General features: G+C 70.2%; 18 protein-coding genes. 7 read left to right on the forward strand and 11 right to left on the reverse strand.

Annotation, left to right across the window (positions count from 1 at the left end; genetic code table 11):
• Window positions 1-97: 97 nt before the first annotated feature.
• Window positions 98-679, reverse strand: a complete 582-nt coding sequence (locus Q0654_RS03460; RefSeq protein ID WP_298850500.1) for an NfuA family Fe-S biogenesis protein — start codon at window positions 677-679, stop codon at window positions 98-100.
• Window positions 680-866: 187 nt separating this feature from the next.
• Between Q0654_RS03460 and Q0654_RS03465 the strand changes: the two genes are divergently transcribed.
• Entirely contained in the window at window positions 867-1214 is a 348-nt protein-coding gene (locus Q0654_RS03465; RefSeq protein WP_298850502.1) for a 4a-hydroxytetrahydrobiopterin dehydratase, read from the forward strand.
• Window positions 1215-1217: 3 nt separating this feature from the next.
• The gene (locus tag Q0654_RS03470; RefSeq protein WP_298850504.1) at window positions 1218-2807 is read left to right on the forward strand and encodes a CPBP family glutamic-type intramembrane protease; all 1590 of its coding nucleotides are present in this window, start codon (window positions 1218-1220) and stop codon (window positions 2805-2807) included.
• A gap of 6 nt (window positions 2808-2813) precedes the next feature.
• Here Q0654_RS03470 and Q0654_RS03475 read toward each other — a convergent pair whose 3' ends face one another.
• Window positions 2814-3737: an RluA family pseudouridine synthase gene (locus Q0654_RS03475; RefSeq protein ID WP_298850720.1), complete on the reverse strand. Its 924-nt coding sequence runs from the start codon at window positions 3735-3737 to the stop codon at window positions 2814-2816.
• 690 nt (window positions 3738-4427) lie between these two features.
• On the opposite strand from Q0654_RS03475, the gene Q0654_RS03480 reads away from it, so the two are divergent.
• Window positions 4428-7820 carry an Rne/Rng family ribonuclease gene (locus Q0654_RS03480; protein WP_298850506.1) on the forward strand — a complete coding sequence of 1131 codons (3393 nt, stop codon included), beginning with the start codon at window positions 4428-4430 and terminating at the stop codon, window positions 7818-7820.
• A gap of 92 nt (window positions 7821-7912) precedes the next feature.
• Here Q0654_RS03480 and Q0654_RS03485 read toward each other — a convergent pair whose 3' ends face one another.
• The 6 genes from Q0654_RS03485 to Q0654_RS03510 all read right to left on the reverse strand — a co-directional run bounded on the left by Q0654_RS03485 (window position 7913) and on the right by Q0654_RS03510 (window position 12393).
• Complete coding sequence (locus tag Q0654_RS03485; RefSeq protein ID WP_298850508.1) at window positions 7913-8554, reverse strand: response regulator; 642 nt, start codon at window positions 8552-8554, stop codon at window positions 7913-7915.
• Between the two features lie 114 nt (window positions 8555-8668).
• The gene (locus Q0654_RS03490; RefSeq protein WP_298850509.1) at window positions 8669-9325 is read right to left on the reverse strand and encodes a DUF2058 family protein; all 657 of its coding nucleotides are present in this window, start codon (window positions 9323-9325) and stop codon (window positions 8669-8671) included.
• Between the two features lie 31 nt (window positions 9326-9356).
• A complete protein-coding gene (locus Q0654_RS03495; protein ID WP_298850511.1) occupies window positions 9357-9569 on the reverse strand; it encodes a SlyX family protein in 213 nt (70 codons plus the stop codon).
• Window positions 9562-10914 (reverse strand): UDP-glucose/GDP-mannose dehydrogenase family protein, encoded by a 1353-nt coding sequence (locus Q0654_RS03500; RefSeq protein WP_298850513.1) that lies wholly within the window; start codon window positions 10912-10914, stop codon window positions 9562-9564. Before Q0654_RS03500 ends, Q0654_RS03495 begins: the two co-directional genes overlap by 8 nt.
• A gap of 208 nt (window positions 10915-11122) precedes the next feature.
• Window positions 11123-11833 carry an FKBP-type peptidyl-prolyl cis-trans isomerase gene (locus Q0654_RS03505; protein ID WP_298850515.1) on the reverse strand — a complete coding sequence of 237 codons (711 nt, stop codon included), beginning with the start codon at window positions 11831-11833 and terminating at the stop codon, window positions 11123-11125.
• Window positions 11834-11967: 134 nt separating this feature from the next.
• Window positions 11968-12393, reverse strand: coding sequence for a DUF3429 domain-containing protein (locus tag Q0654_RS03510; protein WP_298850517.1), 426 nt, complete (start codon window positions 12391-12393; stop codon window positions 11968-11970).
• 60 nt (window positions 12394-12453) lie between these two features.
• On the opposite strand from Q0654_RS03510, the gene Q0654_RS03515 reads away from it, so the two are divergent.
• Window positions 12454-12954 (forward strand): nuclear transport factor 2 family protein, encoded by a 501-nt coding sequence (locus tag Q0654_RS03515; RefSeq protein ID WP_298850519.1) that lies wholly within the window; start codon window positions 12454-12456, stop codon window positions 12952-12954.
• Between the two features lie 39 nt (window positions 12955-12993).
• On the opposite strand, the gene Q0654_RS03520 is transcribed toward Q0654_RS03515, so the two are convergent.
• A complete protein-coding gene (locus Q0654_RS03520) occupies window positions 12994-13551 on the reverse strand; it encodes a glutathione peroxidase (RefSeq protein WP_298850521.1) in 558 nt (185 codons plus the stop codon).
• Window positions 13552-13752: 201 nt separating this feature from the next.
• On the opposite strand from Q0654_RS03520, the gene Q0654_RS03525 reads away from it, so the two are divergent.
• The 3 genes from Q0654_RS03525 to Q0654_RS03535 all read left to right on the forward strand — a co-directional run bounded on the left by Q0654_RS03525 (window position 13753) and on the right by Q0654_RS03535 (window position 18758).
• Window positions 13753-14745, forward strand: a complete 993-nt coding sequence (locus tag Q0654_RS03525; RefSeq protein WP_298850523.1) for a hypothetical protein — start codon at window positions 13753-13755, stop codon at window positions 14743-14745.
• 144 nt (window positions 14746-14889) lie between these two features.
• On the forward strand, window positions 14890-17469 hold the full coding sequence (locus Q0654_RS03530; RefSeq protein WP_298850525.1) for a DUF349 domain-containing protein: 2580 nt from the start codon (window positions 14890-14892) through the stop codon (window positions 17467-17469).
• A complete protein-coding gene (locus Q0654_RS03535; protein ID WP_298850527.1) occupies window positions 17466-18758 on the forward strand; it encodes an amidohydrolase family protein in 1293 nt (430 codons plus the stop codon). The genes Q0654_RS03530 and Q0654_RS03535 overlap by 4 nt, the downstream gene beginning before the upstream one ends.
• Before the next feature lie 185 nt (window positions 18759-18943).
• Here the strand turns inward: Q0654_RS03535 and Q0654_RS03540 are convergent, their stop codons facing one another.
• Both Q0654_RS03540 and Q0654_RS03545 read right to left on the reverse strand, forming a co-directional pair.
• Window positions 18944-19549 carry an SET domain-containing protein-lysine N-methyltransferase gene (locus Q0654_RS03540; RefSeq protein ID WP_298850529.1) on the reverse strand — a complete coding sequence of 202 codons (606 nt, stop codon included), beginning with the start codon at window positions 19547-19549 and terminating at the stop codon, window positions 18944-18946.
• Complete coding sequence (locus Q0654_RS03545; protein ID WP_298850531.1) at window positions 19549-20163, reverse strand: SET domain-containing protein; 615 nt, start codon at window positions 20161-20163, stop codon at window positions 19549-19551. Before Q0654_RS03545 ends, Q0654_RS03540 begins: the two co-directional genes overlap by 1 nt.
• Between the last annotated feature and the right edge of the window lie 427 nt (window positions 20164-20590).

The raw sequence follows: 20590 nt of genomic DNA on the forward strand, positions 1-20590 counted from the left end.
GCAGTAGCGAGTAACTGAACACACTTCTGCAATGAAGCAGCCGGCGTCAGGAACGCGCTCCGCGCGCTCCGCGAACTGCCTGGGAAAGGACGCAGGCTCAGGCGAAGTAAGGCATCTCCCCCTTCGCATGATCCGTCGCATCGCGCACCGCGCGCACTTCCGGCACGCGCTGCATGAGCGTCTTCTCCACGCCGTTCTTGAGCGTGTAATCGACCTGCTTGCAGCCCTGGCAGCCGCCGCCGAAGCGCAGCACGACGATACCGTCGGCGGTGATTTCCTCAAGGCTGACGCGACCGCCGTGGCTGGCGACGCCGGGGTTGATCTCGGTGTCGATCACGTGCTGCACGCGCTCGACCAGGCTGGCCTCGGCGCCGGGCGGCACGCCCTTGATGCGCGGCGCGCGCACGGTGAGCTGGCCGCCGGTGGCTTCGCTGACGAAGTCGATCTCGGCGTCGGTGAAGTACTCGGCGCTGGCCGCCTGCAGATAGAGGATGAAACCCTCGCACTGCACCTCCCACTCGTCGCCGTCGAGATCGACGGCCTCGACGAACTCCAGCTTGGCGTCGGCGCTGGGCGTGCCGGCGCGCACTGCCGAGAGCCGGATGCCGGCGATGTCACCGCCCTGCTGCTGGATCAGGCGGACGAAGTACTGCTGGGCGGCGGTGGTGATCTGGATCATGGCGCGACGGCACCCCGGGGAATTGGGACCGAAATGGTACCGCATGGCCCGTGAGGCTTCCTGAGGTGGATCAAGCGCGAGGCAGTCCCGACCGCTGCGGAACCCGCGCGGAGTCCCGCGCAAGCCGGGCCGCCAATCGGCCGCTGGCTATACTCCGCGGCCTTGCTTTCGATGGATGTGACACGCCATGACCACGCTCGCCGAACTCGCCGCCCAGCGCTGCCGCCCCCTGCGCGGGGCCGAACACAAGGCCGATGCCGACCGCATCCATGCCGCCCTGCAGGCCCTGCCCGGCTGGGAGCTGGTCGAAGACGGTGCGGCGATCCGCAAGACCTACGGCTTTGCCGACTACTACCGGACGCTGGCCTTCGTGAATGCACTCGCGTTCATTGCCCACGCCGAGGACCACCACCCCGACCTGTCGGTGCACTACAACCGCTGCGTGGTGCGCTATTCGACGCACGACGTGGGCGGCCTGTCCGAGAACGATCTGATCTGCGCGGCCAAAGCCGAACGCCTGCACGGCGCAGGCTGAACCGTGCAGTCGGAGCGCGAGGGCGCAGCCGAGCTCGCGGCGCTGCTCGTGCTGGCGCTGGCCGTGGCCCTGGTCTGGCTGGCGCCCGCAAGCGTCGGCGCCCAGCTCGAAGCGCGCGCGCGGGCCGATGCCGAGCTGTATCGACGCGAGGCCTCGCCCTTCCGCTGGGACTTCACCGACCCGCGTGCGCGCGTCGGTCCACTGCAGGGCCTCCAGCAAGAATCGGGAGGCGAGGACGGGCTCACGCTCAGTCTGATGCAGGGCAGCGGTGACTTCGGCCTGCGCCTGTCGGGTCAGCGCATCGATCCTGGGGTGCTGCCGACCCTGCGGCTCGACTACCGCAGCGATGCGCCGCTGCGCCTGCGCCTGCGCGCCGCTGCCGACCTGCAGCCGCAGACCCGGCCCGGCGCGTGGATCGATCTGCCCGCACGCACCGACGGCATCACCGAAGCCTGCGGTCAGACGATTGCGCTCGGCCCGACACTGCCGTTGCTGGATGGCCCGATCGCGCAGCTGAGACTGGAGTTCGAAGCCGAGCCAGGACAGCGCTTCTCCCTGCGTTCCGCCGAACTGCTGCCGCCGCGCTGCGGTGCCGAACCTTGCATCCCTCCGCGGCTTGCGCTGCCGGCGGACCCGTCGACGCGATGGCTGCTGGCGGTGCGTGACGAACAGCTCGCCGCCGCGCCGCAGCTGCGCGTCGGCGCCAATGCCAGCGAGCCACTGGTGCGCGCCGCGGCTGCCGTCACGGCGCTCAGCCCCTCGCTTGCGGCCACGCTGGGTGCTCTGATGGCCCTGCTGGCCTGGGCCTGCGCGCGATTCGGCGCCGGCCCCACCCGGGCCAGTGCTGCGCTGCTGGTCGGAGCGATCACGCCAGCACTGCTGCTCAGTCTCGGTCTGCCGCGCTTTCCCCCCGAGCCCGGGGACGCCCTGCTGCTGGCAGGCTGGGCGCTGGCGCTGCTGGCGCTGAGGCCGCGCGAACGCAGCTTGATGCGCGCGACAGTCGAGGCGCCGCATGCGCCTGCGCCGGACATTCCCTCAGTCGAGACGCAGGACACCCGAGTGCCCTCGGCTGCGGAGCAGGTTGCGACGCCTGATTCGCAGGGCGACGCCGCCAAGCCCGTGCTCACGTCGCGAACGCCCTCTGCGGCCACGGCCTGGCTCGTGGCATTGGGCTTCACCATGCTGGGCGTCGTGACCCTCGCAGCATGGGCTTGGCTCGAAACGCCTGAGTTGCGCCTGGACCCGAGCGCCTTCGAAGCCGACCGACTGCTGCGCTACATCGCCTGGGCCGCGCTGCAGCAGCTCTGGCTGGCGCGCTTCGCGCTTCCGCACCTGCGCGCGCTGGGGCTGGGTCCGTGGACCCTGCTGCTCGCGGGCCTGCTGTTCGCCGCCCTGCACCTGCCGAATCTGGAGCTGATGGGCCTGTGCTTCGTCGGCGGCTGCGTCTGGGCGTGGATGGCGGAGCGCCACGGCCGACTGCTGCCGCAGATCGCCTCGCACGCGGCGCTCGGCCTCGCCACGGCCGCGCTCCTTCCACCGACGCTGCTGCGCTCGCTGGAGGTCGGCGGCCGCTACGTGTTCGCGCCGCTGTAACCCTCTTCAGCGATCAAGCGCAGCCAGCACCGCCTTCAGCTCGGCCGGCAGCGGCGCGCTCAGGGAATAGGGCTCAGTGCCGTCCTTCAGCGCGAACTTCAGGCTCGCGGCGTGCAGGAACAGGCGCTTGAGACCTGCGGCCTTGAGCGCCTTGTTGGCCTCGCGCTCGCCGTACTTCTCGTCCATCGCCACCGGGTGGCCGCTGTGCTGGGCGTGCACGCGGATCTGGTGGGTGCGGCCGGTGTCGATGCGCACCTCGGTATAGCTGTGGCCACCGTGCAGGGCGAGTCGCCGGAAGTGGCTGAGCGAGGCCTTGCCCTCGACCGGGTCGACCCGGACCATGCGCTCACCGCCCTGCAGCTCGAACTTGCGCAGCGGCGCGTTCACGCTGAACGGCTTCGGGCCGATATCGCCGACCAGCAGGGTCAGGTAGCGCTTTTCCAGCTTGCCCTCGCGGATCAGGCGCTGCAGCTCGGTCAGCGCCGAGCGCTTCTTCGCCACCACCAGCAGGCCCGAAGTGTCCCGATCGAGACGATGCACCAGCTCCAGCGGCTCACCCGGACGCAGCTGGCGCAGCAGCTCGATGGCGCCGAAGCTGATCCCGCTGCCGCCGTGGGTGGCGATGCCGCTGGGCTTGTCCAGCGCCAGCAGGGCGCGGTCCTCGAACACGATGCAATCGCGGATGCGCTCCAGCTGGCTGCGCGGCGCCTCCTGCGGAGCCGCCGGCTCGGCCAGCCGCACCGGCGGAATGCGCACGGTCTCGCCGCCTTCAAGCCGAGTATCGGGCTTGGCACGGCCACCGTTCACCCGGACCTCGCCGGTGCGCAGGATGCGGTAGATCAAGGAGCGCGGCGCGCCCTTCAGCTGACCCAGCAGGAAATTGTCGAGGCGCTGGCCTGCGCGGTCGGCCGGCACCTGCACCAGGCGCACGCCGCCCGCTGTGGGCGACTTGGCGGTTTCGTTTGCTGCGGCCGCACCCGGCTTGCTAGACTTCACGCGCGATAAGGTCCTGATTTTCCAGCGCCCTTGTCGTTTCCGGGGCTGTTTCCATGAAGCGTTCGGCGACGCGATCTGTTCAGATGCGCGGGCCGGAGGCGAATCCGCCGCAGGCGGGTCGAGCATGGTAGCGGCATCGGCTGCACACCGCTTTATCGAGATGAACGCAGCCAGGGGCATGGGCCCCGGGGCTGCGCGGAGCCAGGGACCCGGCTCCGGGTCGGAATCGGCGGCTGCCGGCGTGCCTCCTTCGAGGGGCGCTGCAGCCGCCTGTTTCGTGTGGGCTCCACCGGCGCGTGCGCCGCAAGTGGTGGAGCCGTCGCTGCCGGGAGGGATCCCGGCGCGGCAGCAGCAACGCGACACCCGCAGCACCCGCCGCTTCCCTCGGTCACCGAGGTTCTGGCCGCAGGGCGCCGCGGAAAGGTCGTCGGCTACAGACGCCGCGGGGCTCCCGCGACGTGGGCCGGCGGAAGGAAAGAACAATGTTTGGCGCTCCCGCGGGCCAGGGATGGACCCGGCTACACGGTCGCAGCGCTGGTGACTCCGCTTCGGGCGCGCGGTCTTCGCGTGCCTTGGCCGGGATTTCCGGCGTTCCCCGCGTGAGCGCGCGAGGAATGACAACCCATGAAGAGAATGCTGATCAACGCAACTCAGCAGGAAGAGTTGCGTGTGGCCATCGTCGACGGCCAGAGCCTGTACGACATCGATATCGAACAGCCGGCCAAGGAACAGAAGAAATCCAACATCTACAAGGGCCGCATCACCCGGCTCGAGCCCTCGCTGGAAGCCGCCTTCGTCGAGTACGGCGGTGAGCGCCACGGCTTCCTGCCGCTGAAGGAAATCTCCCGCGACTACTTCCTGCCCGGCACCGACCCGAACAAGCACGGGATCAAGGAGCTGCTGAAGGAAGGCCAGGAAGTCGTCGTCCAGGTCGACAAGGAAGAGCGCGGCAACAAGGGCGCGGCGCTGACCACGTTCATCTCGCTGGCCGGCCGCTACATGGTGCTGATGCCCAACAGCCCGCGCGCCGGCGGCGTCTCCCGCCGCATCGAGGGCGAGGACCGCCAGGCCCTGAAAGAGGCCATGGACAAGCTGAACATCCCCGACGACATGGGGATCATCATCCGCACCGCCGGCGTCGGCCGCGACGCCGAAGAGCTGCAGTGGGACCTCGACTACCTGCTGCAAGTCTGGCGCTCGATCACCGACGCGGCATTGGCCCGGCCGGCCGCCTTCCTGATCTACCAGGAGTCGCGCCTGATCGTGCGCGCCCTGCGCGACTACCTGCGCGCCGACATCGGCGAGATCCTGATCGACTCCGAGCCGATGTTCCAGGAGGCCCGGGACTTCGTCGAGCAGGTGATGCCGCACACCCTGCGCAAGTTGAAGCTCTACAAGGACAACATCCCGCTGTTCAACCGCTACCAGATCGAGTCGCAGATCGAGAACGCCTACGAGCGTCAGGTGCGCCTGCCCTCGGGCGGCTCGATCGTGATCGACCAGACGGAAGCGCTGACCGCGATCGACGTCAACTCGGCGCGCGCCACCAAGGGCGGCGACATCGAAGAGACCGCCTTCAACACCAACCTCGAAGCCGCCGACGAAGTCGCCCGCCAGCTGCGCCTGCGCGACCTCGGTGGCCTGGTGGTGGTCGACTTCATCGACATGGAGTCGAACCGCCATCAGCGCGAGGTCGAGGAGCGCCTGAAGAACGCGTTGAAGCACGACCGCGCGCGCGTGCAGATCGGCCGCATCTCGCGCTTCGGCCTGCTGGAGATGTCGCGCCAGCGCCTGCGCCCCAGCCTCGGCGAATCCAGCCAGACGGTGTGCCCGCGCTGCGCCGGACACGGTCGCATGCGCAGCGTCGACTCGCTGAGCCTGTCGATCCTGCGCCTGATCGAAGAGCAGGCGATGAAGGACAACACCGGCCAGGTGCTGGTGCAGGCCCCGCACGAGATCGCCAACTTCCTCTTGAACGAGAAGCGCCGCGGCCTGCTCGAGATCGAGCAGCGCCACGACGTGCCGGTGGTGATCGTCGCCGACAACCAGCTTGAGACCCCGCACTTCAACGTGCAGCGCATCCGCGAGGGCGAGCTCGGCGAGGAAACCTCGAAGCCCAGCTACTACCGCACCTCGCCGCGCAAGCAGGAAGTGCACGCGCTGACCCGCGCCAATCTCAACATCCCGCCGGCGCCGGCGGTGAAGGCCGTCAAACCGGCCAGCCCGGCACCGATCCGCGAGGACCGCGAAGACGAAGAACCCCGCGTGAAGCCGGCGCCGCAGCCGCAGAAGCCGCAGCAGGTTGCCTCGCAGCCGCGCCCGCAAGCGCAGCCTGCGCCGAGCGCGAAGAAGCCCGGCCTGTGGTCGCGCCTGCTGGGCATGCTGGGCATCGGCGCCGCCGAGGCGCCGGCCGCACCGGCCGCCCGCGAAGGCAAGCGCGAGGGCCGCGACGGGCGTCGTGACCGCGACCAGCGCCGCGAGGAACGACGCAACGAGCGTGGCGAGCGTAACGAGCAGCGCGGCGACAACCGCAATGAGTCGCGCGGCGGCCAGGACGGCCGCGGCAACAGGCCGCAGAAGGGCCAGCAGGCCCAGGGCGGCAAGCCGCAGGGCGAGGAGCGCGGCCCGCGACCGAACCCGGAGGAACGCAGCGAGAACCGCGGCAAGCAGGGCAAGCCGCAGGACGCGCAGCGCCCCGACAAGCCCGAGCGCGGCGAGCGCCCCGAGCGTGGCGAGAAGGGCGAAGCGCGCCGCGAACGTGGCGGCAGCGAAGCCAATGCGGAGACGCGCGTAGCGCGCAACGATGAGCGTCGCGAAGCAAAGGCAGCCGAGGCCGGCAAGCCTGCAGAGGCGGTCGAAGCGCTGGCTGCCGTGGCCGCGGCCTCTGCGGCGGTGGCAGTGAGCGTCAGCGAGAACACCGAGTCCGCGCCCGACGCTGCTACCGATGCCGCTGCGACAGCCGAGGGCGGCCGCCGTCGCCGCGGTCGCCGCGGTGGCCGGCGTCGCCGTCGCGAAGCGGGTGCGGCGGGCGAAGCCAATGGCAGCGATCAGGCTCTGGGGCTCGATGACGAGGACGGTGACGAGACCGAGGGCAGCGTTGAGGCCAGCACGGCCGACGCCGCTGCGGAAGCCGCGCCGCGCGTCGAGCGCGCCATGAAAAGCGCGACCGAAGCGCAGGACGAGGACAGTGCAGTCCCACAGGCGCCCGAGGCGCCGGCCCGGGGCGAAGCGCCGCCGTTCGTGCCGGTACCGCTGCCGCGCCCGGCAGCGGCTGCAGCTGCCTCGGCGGCCGCCGCCGTGGCAATCGTCGCAGCGCCGATCGATGGGCCCGCCCCCTTGCGGCCGGAGATGAACGCTCCTGCCGATGCGGCCCCCGAACCGGCTGTCGAGAAGGTCGCCGAGGTGGTCGTCGAGGCGACGCATGAGCCTGCGGCGCAGGCCGCGTCGACGGCAACCGCGGATGCGCCAGCAGCGGAGACCACGCCAGTCGTGGCCACGCCGCATGCTCCGGTCGACCCGCGGACCGCCGAGTCCGCTGACGTGAGCGCTGCGGCGTCAGCGTCGGCGGCGACTCCGGCATCGGTCGAGGAAACGGCAGCCACGGAGGCGACCGCCCCGTCACCCGCACCTGTCACGCCGATCGCAGCGGTCGAGACGGTGGAGAGCCCTGCATCGGTGGCAAGCGAAGTAGCCGTTGCGGCCACGGTCGAAGCCCAGGCGCCGGTCGCAGATGAAGCTGCGACGCCAGTCGAAGCACCCATCGCCCCGCCCATCGAGTCCCGGGCCGCCGAAGCTCCGGCGGCAACTGTGGTGGATTCCGTCGTGGCGCAGACCTCGCCGGTGGAGGCCGAGCGGGTGCCGACGGCAGACGCTGCTGTCGATGCGCCTGTCGTTGCCGAGACCGAGACCGAGACCGAGACCGATCAGGCTGCCGCAGTCGATGCGGAGCCCGCAGCGGTTCCGCCCCGGGTCGACGAGGCCGCGGAAGCCCAGCCACGCCAGGAACGGCTGATCTGATCCCACGGATCGGTCAGCTCGTACACGCAAACGGCCCGGAACTTCCGGGCCGTTTGCGTTGGGGCCGCCGTGCACGAGAAGCGTGAGCGCCCTCAGCTGGCGTTCGGATCCAGCAGGCCGTGCTGGCGCGCGATCCGCACCAGCGACACCACGTCGCGCACGCCGAGCTTGTCGAACACGCGGTACTTGTGGGTGGCTACGGTCTTCGCGCTCAGGCTCAGGCGCTCGCCGATCTCGGTCATCTTGCGGCCCTGCACCAGCAGCAGGGCGACTTCGAGCTCGCGCGGCGTCAGCGCCTGCACGGCCGAAGGCGTGCCGTTGAGACCCTCCAGCGCCATCTGCCGGGCGATGTCGGCGCCGATGTAGCGACGCCCCGCCGCCACCTCGCGCACCGCCGTGAGCAGCTCCGCACCCGGCGCCCCCTTGTCGAGATAGCCATGCGCGCCCGCCGCCAGCACGCGCTTGGGGATGGGGCCATCGTTCAGCACCGAAACCATGATCAGGCGGATTTCCGGCAGGCTGCGGGCCAGCCGCTCAGTGACCTCAAGACCCGACAGGCCGGGCATGTGGAAGTCGCAGAGCACCACGTCGGGCTTCAGCTTGCGCAGCAGCGGCAGGGCTTCGTCGCCGCTCCCGGCCTCGCCCACGACCTGCATGTCGGCCTGCGATTCCAGCAGCATGCGCACGCCGGCGCGCATCAGCCCATGGTCATCGACCAGAACAATCCGGATCATCCAGTACGCCCCTCCCAGGGCGATGCCGCGTTTGCACGAGTCCCTGCAGGAGTCGGCCGCGCGGCGCGAGTCCCACCGCGGGCGCGGCGTCAGCGCCCCCGGCGCGGCGAGGCGCTACCAGACCAGATCGTCGGGCACCACGAAACGCGGATCGGCGTAATCGTCACCGCCTTCGCCAGCGCTCGGATCCACCCTCAAGGCGATGCAGTCGGGCATGAGCACACGCGCCTGCTCGGCATGTTCGAGTCCGACTAGGTGGTAGCGGCCGCCGGCGGCAACGATGGCGAGCTCGCCCGCGTTCAGGGCCTTCAGCTGCTCGGGCGTGACGTAGATGCGGCGGATCTTGCCGGCATGCTCGAAGTGCCGCGGCAGCTCGGCGGCCGGCTGGTTCAGCGTCGCCGACTGCAGCAGGGTGTGCAGCTTCTGCCTGGCCTCGCGCCGGCGCGCGGCCTCGGCCTGGCGCTCGCGCTCCAGACGCTGCTGCTCTTCGCGCTCGACCCGCTGGCGCAGGGCATAGGCCTTGGCGAGATCGATCTCTTCCTGGCTGCGGATATCGCCGCTGCGGCCCTTGGCAGCCGAGGGCGCGCCAGCCCTTCCGGGCTTGTCCGCGCCTGCTCGCCTGTCCTGCTCGCTGCGGCCCTGCTCGGGACGGCCCTTGCCGCCCGGCGTGCCGGAATGCGGACGCGCCTTGTGCGCCGGCTCGCGCGGCTTGACGGGTTCGGGAGGCTTGAAACCCAGCTGGGTCAACTGGTCGCGCAGGGAAGAGGTCATCGGTCAGTCACGGATCGGGTACGCCGCAGAATCAGTAGTGCGGGGGCGGCGGTTCCTGCACGGGGTCGGCATACAGCAGGCCGCGCAGGGACTTCAGGTCGGTGAGCATCAGCTCCAGGCGCCGCTCAAGCTGCTCGATGCGCAGGCTCTGGTCGGTGATCACCGCGTTCAAGCGCTGCATCGTATCGTCCTGGAAGGCGACCCGCATCTCCAGCTCGACGACACGCTCGACGAGTTCACGCATGTTCTGCTCCCGCACGGACCACGCTGCGACCGCGGCCGATACCGTAGTAGGCGAGACCGGCAGCCTCGACCAGGTTGGGATCCCAGATGTTGCGGCCGTCGAACACCACGGGCGACTTCAGGCTGCGCGCGATGCGGCGGAAGTCCGGGCTCCAGAACGCCTTCCATTCGGTCACCACGACCAGCGCATCGGCGCCCTCCAGTGCATCGTAGGGCTGCTCGACCAGTGCGAGGTCGGCGCGATTGCCGTAGAGCCTGCCGGCTTCGGCGCGGGCTTCGGGATCGTAGGCGGCGACGCTGGCGCCGTCGGCCCACAGCTGCTCCATCAGGCGCCGGCTCGGGGCTTCGCGCATGTCGTCGGTGTTCGGCTTGAAGGCCAGACCCCAGAGGGCGATGCGGCGGCCGCGCAGATCACCGAAATGGCGCACGAGCAGCGCATGCAGCTTGTCCTTCTGGGCATGGTTGACGGCTTCCACTGCCTGCAGGATGCGGGCGTCGAAGCCGCGCGCGGCCGCCGTGCGGTGCAGGGCCTGCACGTCCTTGGGAAAACAGCTGCCGCCGTAGCCGGCGCCGGGGTAGATGAACGAGAAGCCGATACGCGGGTCGGAGCCGATGCCGATGCGCACTTTCTCGATGTCGGCGCCGAGCTGTTCGGCCAGGTTCGCCATTTCGTTCATGAAGCTGATCTTGGTGGCCAGCATGGCGTTGGCGGCGTACTTGGTCAGCTCCGCCGAACGCAGGTCCATGGCCACGATGCGCTCGTGGTTGCGGTTGAAGGGCGCATACAGCGCGCGCAGCACGTCCACGGCCTTCTGGCTTTCGCAGCCGATGACGATACGGTCCGGGCGCATGCAGTCCTTGACCGCATCGCCCTCCTTCAGGAATTCCGGATTCGATGCGACCTCGAAGGGCAGGTCCGACCCGCGCGCCGCCAGGGCCTCAGCGATCGCTGTGCGCACGCGATCCGCGGTGCCCACCGGCACCGTCGACTTGGTGACCACCAGGGCCTCGCGCTGCAGGTGATGGCCAATCGTCCGCGCGACCGCCAGCACATGGCGCAGGTCGGCGCTGCCGTCCTCGTCGGGCGGGGTGCCCACAGCGATGAAGATGATGTCGGCATCCGCCAGCGCGCCAGCGGCATCGGTGGTGAACAGAAGGCGTCCGGCCCGACTGTTGTCGATCACCATCGGCTCCAGGCCAGGCTCGAAGATCGGCACCCGGCCGGCGCGCAGGCCCTCGACCTTGGCGGCGTCGATGTCGACGCAGGTGACCGTGTTGCCCACTTCAGCGAGGCAGGTGCCGGTGACCAGACCGACATAGCCGGTGCCGAAAACGGTGACATTCATGCTCGAACTCCGGATCCAGATGGGGCGGGACAGCACCCTGCGCGGGGCGCCGGGCCGATCGCGGTGGCCGTCAGGCCGCGGCGGACGGGGGCGGCACGGTAGCAGATTGTGATGAAATTCTCATTTCATCGGCATGTGTGGCGACCGAAACGAAGACGGCCGGCGGATCGCATCCGCCGGCCGTCCGTGCTGTCGCAGCCTGCGCGGCTTACTGGGCCTTGACGATCTCGATCAGCTCGACTTCGAACATCAGGGTGGCATTCGGGCCGATCGGGCCGGGCGTGCCGTTCTCGCCATAGGCCAGCTCGGAGGGCAGCCACAGCGTGTACTTGCTGCCCACCGGCATCAGCTGCAGGGCTTCGGTCCAGCCGGGGATGACCTGGTTCAGCGCGAACTGGGCCGGCTCGCCGCGATCGACCGAGCTGTCGAACTTGGTGCCGTCCAGCAGGGTGCCGGTGTAGTGGACCTTGACCGTGTCAGTGGCCGCCGGGCGCTCGCCGCTGCCCTCGGTCACGACCTTGTACTGCAGGCCGGACTCGGTGGTCTTCACGCCCGGCTTGGTCTTGTTCTCGGCCAGGAAGGCCTCGCCGTCGGCGCGGTTCTTCGCGGCGGCCGCCTGCATCTCGCCTTCGCGCTTGGCCTGCAGCTTCTGGCCGAAGGCCTGCTGCACGGCCATCGCTTCTTCCTGGCTGATCGCCGGCTCTTCGCCCGACAGGCCGGTCTCGATGCCGCGCATCAGCACCTTCAGGTCGACCTCATCCTTGATCTGCACCAGCGAGCCAGCGATCTGCAGGCCGATCACGTAGCTGATCTTGTCCTTCTCGGTTTCCAGCTTGTCGTTCGCGACCGCGAAGGACGAAAACCCCACGGCGGCGGCGGTGGCCGCGGCGAGCAGGGTGGTGCGCAGGGAATGCTTCATGGGTTCTCCAACACGGATGGGGCGCCGTAAGTCCGACGGCGACGGGGCGCGGTATTGTGGGGTGGCCCCCGCAGGGGCGCAACGCCGGAGCCATTGACGGCTGCCGGCGCGAAAGGTTCCCCGGTGGCCGGGCATCAGCCGAGCAGCGCGCTGACCGCCAGCACGTGGCAGGCCAGCACCACTGCGCTCAACAGGCTGCGCAGGCGGCGGAACCAGGCGGGCGCCGGCATCCGGTCGCCGGGACCATCCAGCCACCATTGGCCCACGAAGCCGGCGGCGAGCAGCAGCAGGCCCGCGGTCTGCGGGAGCTGCAGCGCTGCCAGGGCCCAGAGACTGGGCAGCACCGCCCAGACGTATTCGACTGGTCGATCCGTCGACAGCCCGCGCCCCCAGCGCACACCGCCCAGGAAAGACAGGATCAGCGCCGAATAGCCCAGCAGCGCCGGCAGCGCCAACGCGCGCCAGTCCGGCGACCAGACCGACACCGACAGCACCACGAAGGGCAGCAGCCCTGCCAGCCCCAACCACACCGCGACCCGCTCCGATCGGCGCACCTTCACTTCGATACTCCCTGTGTCTGGTCCATGCTGGACACCCTGCCCTGCCCTGGTGCCCATTCAGTGGAAACTCTTTCCGAGCTTGAACGGATCCGCAGCCGACATCCAGCGCCGCCGATCGCCGGCAGCCCGGGAGAGGCGGATGCGATCGCCCGCTTCGCCGCATTCTTCCAGAGCTTCAGCCCCGACCGGATCGAACGCCTGGTGCCGGACACCTATGCCGAGGATGTCTACTTCAACGACACCCTGAAGACGCTGCGAGGGCGCGCCGCCCTGCAGCACTACCTGCGCGACAGCGCCGAAGCGGTCGAGGACTGTCGCGTGCAGCTGCTGGAAACCACCCGCACCGCCGAAGGCGAGCACCTGATCCGCTGGCGCATGAGCATCCGCTTCAAGCGCTTCCGCCGCGGCATCGATACCGAAACGGTCGGCCTGTCGCACCTGCGCTTCGACGCCGAGGGACGCGTGGTCTACCAGCAGGACTACTGGAACGCCGCCGACGGGCTGTACGAGCACATCCCGGTGCTCGGCGGCCTGATCCGGCTGATCAAGCGACGCCTGTAGCCGGCACCTGCCGGCCCGCTCGCGGGCCGGCAGCGCTAGTCAGGAGCCGCCGAGCAGCTTGTCGATCTCCGCGCGCAGCGCGGGGTCGTCGGGACGGGTACGACTGCCGAAGCTGGCCACCACCTGGCCCTCGCGATTCAAGAGGTACTTGTGGAAGTTCCAGCCTGGCGCCTCGCCGGCCGCCTCCGCCAGCTCGCGGTAGAAGGGCACGGCCTGCTCGCCCTTGACCGACACGCGCTCGAACATCGGGAACTTCACCGCGTAGGTGTTCGTGCAGAACTCGGCGATCTGCTGTTCGTCCTCGAACTCCTGGCCCATGAAGTCACCGGAGGGAAAGCCGACGACCGCGAAGCCCCGGCCGGCGAGCTCCTGATGCAGGGCTTCCAGCCCCTCGTACTGGGGCGTGAAGCCGCACTTGCTGGCGGTGTTGACGACCAGCAGCACCTGGCCCTCGTAGCGCTCGCACAGGCTCACCGGCTCCTTGCCGGCCAGCGGACGGAAGCTCTCTCCCTCCAGCAGACCGCAGGCCGCGAGCGCAGGAACGGGTGCAGCGCAGAGAAGCGCCAACAGGAGGGCTTTCGGGGACATCGGGCGCATGGTCGGTTTTCCGCGGGTGGCTGAAGTCGCCGAAGAGGCTACGCCGGCGGCGTCAGGGTGAGGTGAAACGCCCTCGATGTCGCTTTGCGCCGCGGCTCTGCGTATATCTCCCGAACCGCGCGTGCAGCGCCGCACTGCACCAGGGTTGGCGCGCCTGCGCTGACCCGCCCGACCCCAGCCCGCCCACCGGAGACACCCGCAATGATGGACTTCAGCCTCGGCCAGATCCTCGGCCTGCTGCTGCGCACCCTGCCCTTCCTCCTGCTGCGCCTCGCGGTGTACCTCGGCATCACGCTCGCCTATGTGGTCGCCACCGGCGGTGGCGCCGGCATCGGCTATCTGTTCGGCAAGGTGGCCGCCGACCCTGGCGCCGGCAGCGCCTGGGGCGCCTTCATCGGCTTCGGTGTCATCAGCGGCGTGCTGTACTGGGCCCGCGAGTACCTTCTCTACCTGGTCAAGGCCGGGCACATCGCCGTGCTGGCCGAGCTGCTGCAGGGCAAGGAGATTCCCGGCGGCCGCGGCCAGATCGAGCACGCCTCGGCCGTTGTCAAGGAACGCTTCGTCGAAAGCTCGGTGCTGTTCGGTGTCGACCAGCTGATCAAGGGCATCCTGCGGGTGTTCAACCGCACCATGCTGATGATCGCGAACTTCCTGCCGATTCCCGGCCTGGACGGCCTGGTCAAGTTCGCCAACACCGTGATCAACACCTCGCTGACCTATGTCGACGAGGTGATCCTCGCGCACGCCATCCGCACCGGCAGCACGAACGCCTGGGCCTCGGCCCGCGATGCCGTGGTGCTGTACGCGCAGAACTACAAGACCATGCTGAAGAACGCGGTCTGGCTGACCATCGTGATCTGGGCACTGACGCTCGTGATCTTCCTGCTGGTAATCGGACCGGTGGCGCTGATCGCCAGCTTCTTTCCAGGCCTCGCCGGCTTCTGGACGTTCGCGCTGGCCATCGTCACCGCGATCTGCCTCAAGGCGGCACTGGTGGATCCGCTGGCCATGGCCGCGCTGATGCAGGTCTTCTTCAAGGTCACCGAAGGGCAGACGCCCGACCCGCAGTGGTCAGCCAAGCTCGAAGGCATGTCGGACAAGTTCAAGGAACTGAAGGACAAGGCCGGGCTGACGCCGCCGCAGACGGTGCCAGGCACGCCCGCGGCCGCGCCGCCGCCTCCCCCCGCGCTCTGAGCCCGGCCACCGCAATGAATCCCTCTGAGGCCCCGCGAGCGGGGCCTCAGGCGTTCCAGCAGGGCGTCCGCGGCACGCGTTAGGCGCCATAATCCGGAGTGCCGCCGCGTGCGGCCCTTCGCTGACCAACCGCCGAGACCCTGCATGAAGCTGTTCGCCCGCTTTCGCCGCCCGCTGTGGGAACACCCCGAAACCCTGCGTCGCGCCGAGGCCGTGCGCTCAGACACCGCGCCCGAGCTGATCCGCCTGCTGCCGCAGATCGCCGCCAGCGACACTGCGGCCGAAGTGCGGCGCGCAGCCATCGCCCGCATCGACAGCGCCGAAACCCTGCTGGGACTCCTGGCTACGGAGAAGGACAGCGGCTGCCGCGAAGCCATCCTCGGCCGCGTGCGCGCCCGCCTGCTGGACGCCCGGGTGCCTGCCGCCGAACGCCAGCAGCTCGCCCGCCATGCCGCCCTGCCGACCGAGCTGGCCGAGACGATGGCGGAATCCGCGCCCGAGCCCGAGCTGCGCGAAGCGGCGGTGCTGCGTCTGAACAAGCCCGGCCTGCTGCAGCGGCGCTGCCTGAAGGATCCCGACCCTGCCCTGCGCCTGCGCCTGCTGGAGCACATCAGCGATGAGGCCACGCTGGACCGCATCGCCGAGGCCGCGCGCGGCCAGGACAAGGCGCTGTCGCGCCGCGCCCGCGACAAGGCCGATGCGCTGAAGCTCGCGCGCGGCGATGCCGGCGCCATCACCCACCGCGCACTGCAGCTGGGCAGCGCCTTCGATGCACTGGCGCGCAGCCTGCCGGCCGATGCCGACGCGCAGCTCGCGGCACTGGATGCCGAGGTCGAACTGCTGTCGCCGCGCCTTGATGCGTCGCTGCTGCGCCGCCTGCAGGGCCATGCCATCAGCGCGCGCGCTGCGGTGGATTCGCTCAAGACCGCGCACCTGCCCAAGCCGACGCCGCAGCCCGCTGCGATCGAAGCCGCGTCGGTCGACGCTGCCGCCGTGGATCCCGCGGAAGCGGATACGGCGATGCCGATGGCCGAGCCTGCGGCCGGGGCTGCGAGCGACACCGCGGCAGCCGCCCCCGCGACAGTGACCGCAGTCGACGCGATGGAGACCCTCGGCGCTGCAACGGACACCCAGGCGGCAGCGCCCGCAGCCGCGCCCGCTGCCCAGCAGCCCGACGAAGCCCTGCGCGACGCGCTCAAGCAGGGGCTGGCCGGCGTCGAAGAACAGCGCCTCGGCGTCGCCAAGCCGGCGCTGGAGGCCGCCCGCGCGCGGCTCGCCGCTGGCATCAAGGCCACGCCCGGCCAGCGCGAGAAGCTGCGCGAGCTGGAGGCCGGCGTCGCCGAGATGGAACGCTGGCAGCGCTGGGCCGGCAACAAGGTGCGCGCGCGCCTGTGCGACGAGGTCGAGGCCCTGATCGGCTCGGGCCTGCATCCCGATGCCGTCGCCAACCGGGTCAAGGAGCTGCAGGACGAGTGGGCCAAGGTCGAGGCCGCCGAGCCCGACCACGGCGAGCATGCGACCGGCATCAGCAAGCGCTTCAGAGCGCTCTGCCATCGCGCACTGGCGCCGGCACGGCCCTACTTCGAGCAGCGCCGCGCCCTGCGCTCGCAGAAGGCCGAGGCGGTGGACGCGGCAATCAGCGTGCTGGCCGCCGAGATCGCGCAGGCGCCGGACGATCTCAAACCCCTGCGCGAGCGCGTTGTCGCCGCCCTGCGCGAACTCGACGAGGTCGAGCCGCGCGCCCGCGCCGCGCTGGGCAAGCGTTTGCGCGCCCTGCTCGACCAGCTCGACGCCCTGCGCGATGCGCGCAACCAGGCGGCGGTCGAAGGCAAGCAGGCCCTGCTGGAGCGCCTGCGCTTCGCTGCCCGCGGCGACGCGACTCAAGCCATCAACGTCGCCAAGGCGATCCAGCAGGAGTGGCGCAACGCACCGCGCGCCGACCGCAAGACCGAGGATCGCCTGTGGGCCGAGCTGCGCGGCATCGTCGACCCGCTGTTCGAGGCCGCGCGCGCCGGTGCGCAGGCGCGCACGGAAGCGCTGGCTGCAGTCGAGGCCGAGCGCCGGGGCCTGGTCGAGGCGGTGCAGGCCTTGGCCCAAGCCGAGGACCTCGGCCAGATCGACGCCCAACTGGCCGAGCTGGAATCGCGCTGGCAGGCACAGCAGCCGCAGATCGAAGACGCCGGCAGCGACGCCCGGCCCGGCCGGCCGCCGCGCGATCGTTCGCAGAGCGACCGGTTCGGCGGCGAGCGTGGTGAGCGCAATGAGCGCCGCCCGCGTCCGCCGCGCGCCGCCGAAGGCAGCCTGGAACGCGAGTTCGAGAAATCGGTCGAACGCCTGCGCGCCGCCCAGAAAGCGCAGCGCGAGGCGCGCGCGAAGCACGCCCTGCAGTCGCTGCTGGACGCCGCTATCGACGCCACGCAGGACGCAGCACTCAGCGACGCCGAACGCCGCGAACTGGCCGCCGCTCGCCTGCGTGATGTCTCCGGCGAGAACGCGGAGGACGCGCTGATCGGCCTTGAGCTCGACGCCGGTATCGACAGCCCTGCCGATGCTGCAGCACGTCGCCGCGAACTGCAGATGCAGCGCTTGGCCGAACGCATGGGCAGCGGCGCAGCTCGTCCCGACGCGCGCGTCGCCTTGCTGGCCTGGGCCGCGCATGCGCCGCAGGCCGATGCCACGCAGAACGCGCGTGCAACTCGCGCGCTGAAGGCCCTGCTGGGATGAGCTTCGACCTGCTGGTGCGCGACGCCGCGCTGGCCGATGGTCGGCGAGGCGTCGATGTCGGCGTGCGCGGCGGTCGCATCGTCGCCATCGCGCCCGCCCTGCCAACCGAACACGCGGCCGAAGTGATCGAAGCGCGCGGTCGCCTGCTCAGCGCGCCCTTCGTCGATGCCCACTTCCACATGGACTCCACGCTCTCGCTGGGCCTGCCGCGGCTCAACGCCAGCGGCACCCTGCTCGAAGGCATCGCGCTGTGGGGCGAGCTGAAGCCCGATCTCGCGGTCGAGGCCGTGGTGCGGCGTGCGCTCGCCTACTGCGACATGGCCGCCGCGCAGGGCTTGCTGCACATCCGCAGCCATGTCGACGTCTGCGACCCGCGCCTGCTGGCCGTCGACGCCCTGCTGGACGTGAAGCGACAGGTCGCCAGCTACATCGACCTGCAGCTGGTCGCATTTCCGCAGGACGGCTATCTGCGCGCGCCAGGCGCCATCGACAACCTTGAGCGCGCGCTCGACCGCGGCGTCGACGTGGTCGGCGGCATCCCGCATTTCGAGCGCACCATGGCGGACGGCGCCGACAGCATCGCGCGGCTGTGTCGTATCGCCGCCGAGCGCGGTCTGCGCGTGGACATGCACTGCGACGAGAGCGACGACCCGCACTCGCGCCACGTCGAAACGCTCGCCTCCGAAACGATCCGCCATGGCCTGCAGGGTCGGGTCACCGGCTCGCACCTGACCTCGATGCACAGCATGGACAACTACTACGTGTCCAAACTGCTGCCGCTGATGGCCGAGGCGCGGCTCTCGGCCGTCGCCAATCCGCTGATCAACATCACCCTGCAGGGCCGCCACGACAGCTACCCCAAGCGCCGCGGCATGACCCGCGTGCCCGAACTGCTGGCCGCGGGCGTCGACGTCGCCCTGGGCCAGGACTGCTGCATGGACCCCTGGTACAGCTTCGGCAGCGCGGACATGCTCGAAGTCGCCAGCATGGCCGTACACTTGGCGCAGATGACCTCGCAGGAGGGCATCCGCGCCTGCTATGCCGGCGTCACCGACACCGCCGCGCGGGTGATCGGCCTCGACGACTACGGCCTGCGCGAGGGCGGCCCGGCCGACTTCGTACTGCTGCAGGCGGCAGACCCCTTCGAGGCGATCCGCCTGAAGGCGGCGCGACTGGCGGTGGTACGCAGCGGGCGGGTGATTGCACGCACGCCTGAACGGCGCAGCGCGCTGGATCTTCCCGGCCGACCGGCGCAGGTGTCGCTGGAGTTCGTGCCGGGCAGTCTTTGAGGCTCTCGGCGGACGGTGTTGTCCGCATCGGCAGTCTGCTGACAAAGCGAAGGCACGAGGCGGTCTCGGTCGATCTGCGAGGTCCCATCGCTTCAAGGCATGTCCGATCCACGCGGCCAGTGTTCGGCTTCGGTGGGCCAGGGCCCACCCTATGCGTCGCGACGGTTCCGAGCTGCCGACACTCCTCAGCCGCTGACAGCGCGGCGTCGGCGCGTGCCCCTGGCGTTCAGCACATCGGCCAGGCTCTGGGTGAGGCTCAGGCGCGCGGACTGCAGGCGCTGCGGGTCGAGCAGGGGCCACAGCGGCTGTGGTGCGGACTCGATGAAGTCCAGCGCCTGGGTCAGCGCGCGGCGCACCGCGGCGACTGCTTCCGGCACCTGGCGGTGATCGATCGCGCCGCGACAGTTCGGCGCGCCGCACTGGCAGTGAAAGCCCTCGCTCGGGCCCATGAACAGGGTGGCGTAATCGTTGCTCAGCTGCTCGCCGGCCTCGATGTCGCGCAGCGCGATCTCGAAGCCGAATTCGGTGCCGCCGCAGTTGGGCGCGCAGCTGTGGTTGACGTAGCGGCCGTGATCCCACAGCAGCACGCGATGACGGCGGCCGTCGCTGAAGGTCCAGCGATCGACCAGCGGCGCCCAGCTGGCCGGCAGCTGGGCGATCTCGGATTCGGGCATGGCCTGGTCGAGCGCATCCATCACCCAGACCAGACTGCCGCGCGGAATGGTGTGGGTGGCGATGACGCCTTCGCCCACCACCTCGTTGATCGGCACGAGGCGCGTATGCGGGTGCATCATCGGCTCTGACCCTCCGCCGCCGGCACGTGGTAGGCGCGGGCCGAGGGCACTTCGACTTCGCCGCCGGCATGCAGGGCCGCCAGCAGGGGCAGATCGCGCGGACCGGCTTTCGCATAGGGCAGCAAGGGCTGTGCGACCTTGGCGGCCAGCGCGAAGGCGGCGCGGGCTTCGGCGTCCCAGCGCTCGTAGTAGCGCTCGGCATCGTCGCGGCGGATCTCGCCGCGGCAGCTCAGGGCACCACAGCGGCAGCGCATCGGCTGCACCAGATTGAGGGTGCCGTACTCGCAGGTCAGCTCCTCGCCCGGCTGGATGTCGCGCACGGCGATCTCGAAGGCGTCGCCAATGCCGCGGCTGGCCGGCGCGCAGGAATGGTTCATGTAGCGACCAAAATCCCAGCAGAACACGAAGTCGCCGTCGGCGGCCTGGTAGGCGTAGCGGTCGACCTGCTGGCGCAGCAGCGGCGGCAGCGCCTCGCGCTCGGCAGCGGTCAGGATGCGGTCGAAGGCATCCAGCACCCACAGAAAGGTGCCACGGGGGATGAACTCGGTGGCGAACACGCCGTAGCCGATCTCGGACGAGATGAAACGAAGCTCCGAACTGGGGTGGATCACGGGGTCTCCCGCGCCGGATAGCGCTGACACAGCAGCACTGGAATGCGCTCGGGCCGCGCGATGACGCCTGCCCGGGAGCAGGCGCTGCGGAGGCAGGACGTGGTGCCTGCCCCCTGCGGCGGCGCGCACCGGTTCCGTCCGGAGCCCGCGACCGCTGCGTGCCGATCCCTGTGGACCGGTCTCGTCCTGAACCCTTGCGGGCCAGCACGGGTGCTGCGCTGCGCGCGACGCAGTGCCTGCCGCGCGCTGGCGGAAAGAGTGGAGATTTCGCGCGCGCTTGACTAGGGGGGCTGCGGGGCCTGGCACCTTTGGGTGGATGCGGCGATTCAGGCGGCCGCGTGGCGTACTACCGTGCCGTGCCAGTGGGCGTGGCCGCGTGGGCGGGCGGCGCCCGCGCGAGTGCCTCGCCCACGCGACTGTCCTCGCC

This window comes from uncultured Aquimonas sp. (genome assembly GCF_937888285.1).
Classification (GTDB): Bacteria; Pseudomonadota; Gammaproteobacteria; order Xanthomonadales; family Xanthomonadaceae; genus Aquimonas.

What these genes read in the sequence shown, in the direction of transcription:
- Q0654_RS03460 (WP_298850500.1), bottom strand. Translation starts at nt 679, where the DNA reads ATGATCCAGATCACCACCGCCGCCCAGCAGTACTTCGTCCGCCTGATC.
- Q0654_RS03465 (WP_298850502.1), top strand. Translation starts at nt 867, where the DNA reads ATGACCACGCTCGCCGAACTCGCCGCCCAGCGCTGCCGCCCCCTGCGC.
- Q0654_RS03480 (WP_298850506.1), top strand. Translation starts at nt 4,428, where the DNA reads ATGAAGAGAATGCTGATCAACGCAACTCAGCAGGAAGAGTTGCGTGTG.
- Q0654_RS03485 (WP_298850508.1), bottom strand. Translation starts at nt 8,554, where the DNA reads ATGATCCGGATTGTTCTGGTCGATGACCATGGGCTGATGCGCGCCGGC.
- Q0654_RS03490 (WP_298850509.1), bottom strand. Translation starts at nt 9,325, where the DNA reads ATGACCTCTTCCCTGCGCGACCAGTTGACCCAGCTGGGTTTCAAGCCT.
- Q0654_RS03495 (WP_298850511.1), bottom strand. Translation starts at nt 9,569, where the DNA reads ATGCGTGAACTCGTCGAGCGTGTCGTCGAGCTGGAGATGCGGGTCGCC.
- Q0654_RS03500 (WP_298850513.1), bottom strand. Translation starts at nt 10,914, where the DNA reads ATGAATGTCACCGTTTTCGGCACCGGCTATGTCGGTCTGGTCACCGGC.
- Q0654_RS03505 (WP_298850515.1), bottom strand. Translation starts at nt 11,833, where the DNA reads ATGAAGCATTCCCTGCGCACCACCCTGCTCGCCGCGGCCACCGCCGCC.
- Q0654_RS03520 (WP_298850521.1), bottom strand. Translation starts at nt 13,551, where the DNA reads ATGCGCCCGATGTCCCCGAAAGCCCTCCTGTTGGCGCTTCTCTGCGCT.
- Q0654_RS03525 (WP_298850523.1), top strand. Translation starts at nt 13,753, where the DNA reads ATGATGGACTTCAGCCTCGGCCAGATCCTCGGCCTGCTGCTGCGCACC.
- Q0654_RS03530 (WP_298850525.1), top strand. Translation starts at nt 14,890, where the DNA reads ATGAAGCTGTTCGCCCGCTTTCGCCGCCCGCTGTGGGAACACCCCGAA.
- Q0654_RS03535 (WP_298850527.1), top strand. Translation starts at nt 17,466, where the DNA reads ATGAGCTTCGACCTGCTGGTGCGCGACGCCGCGCTGGCCGATGGTCGG.
- Q0654_RS03540 (WP_298850529.1), bottom strand. Translation starts at nt 19,549, where the DNA reads ATGCACCCGCATACGCGCCTCGTGCCGATCAACGAGGTGGTGGGCGAA.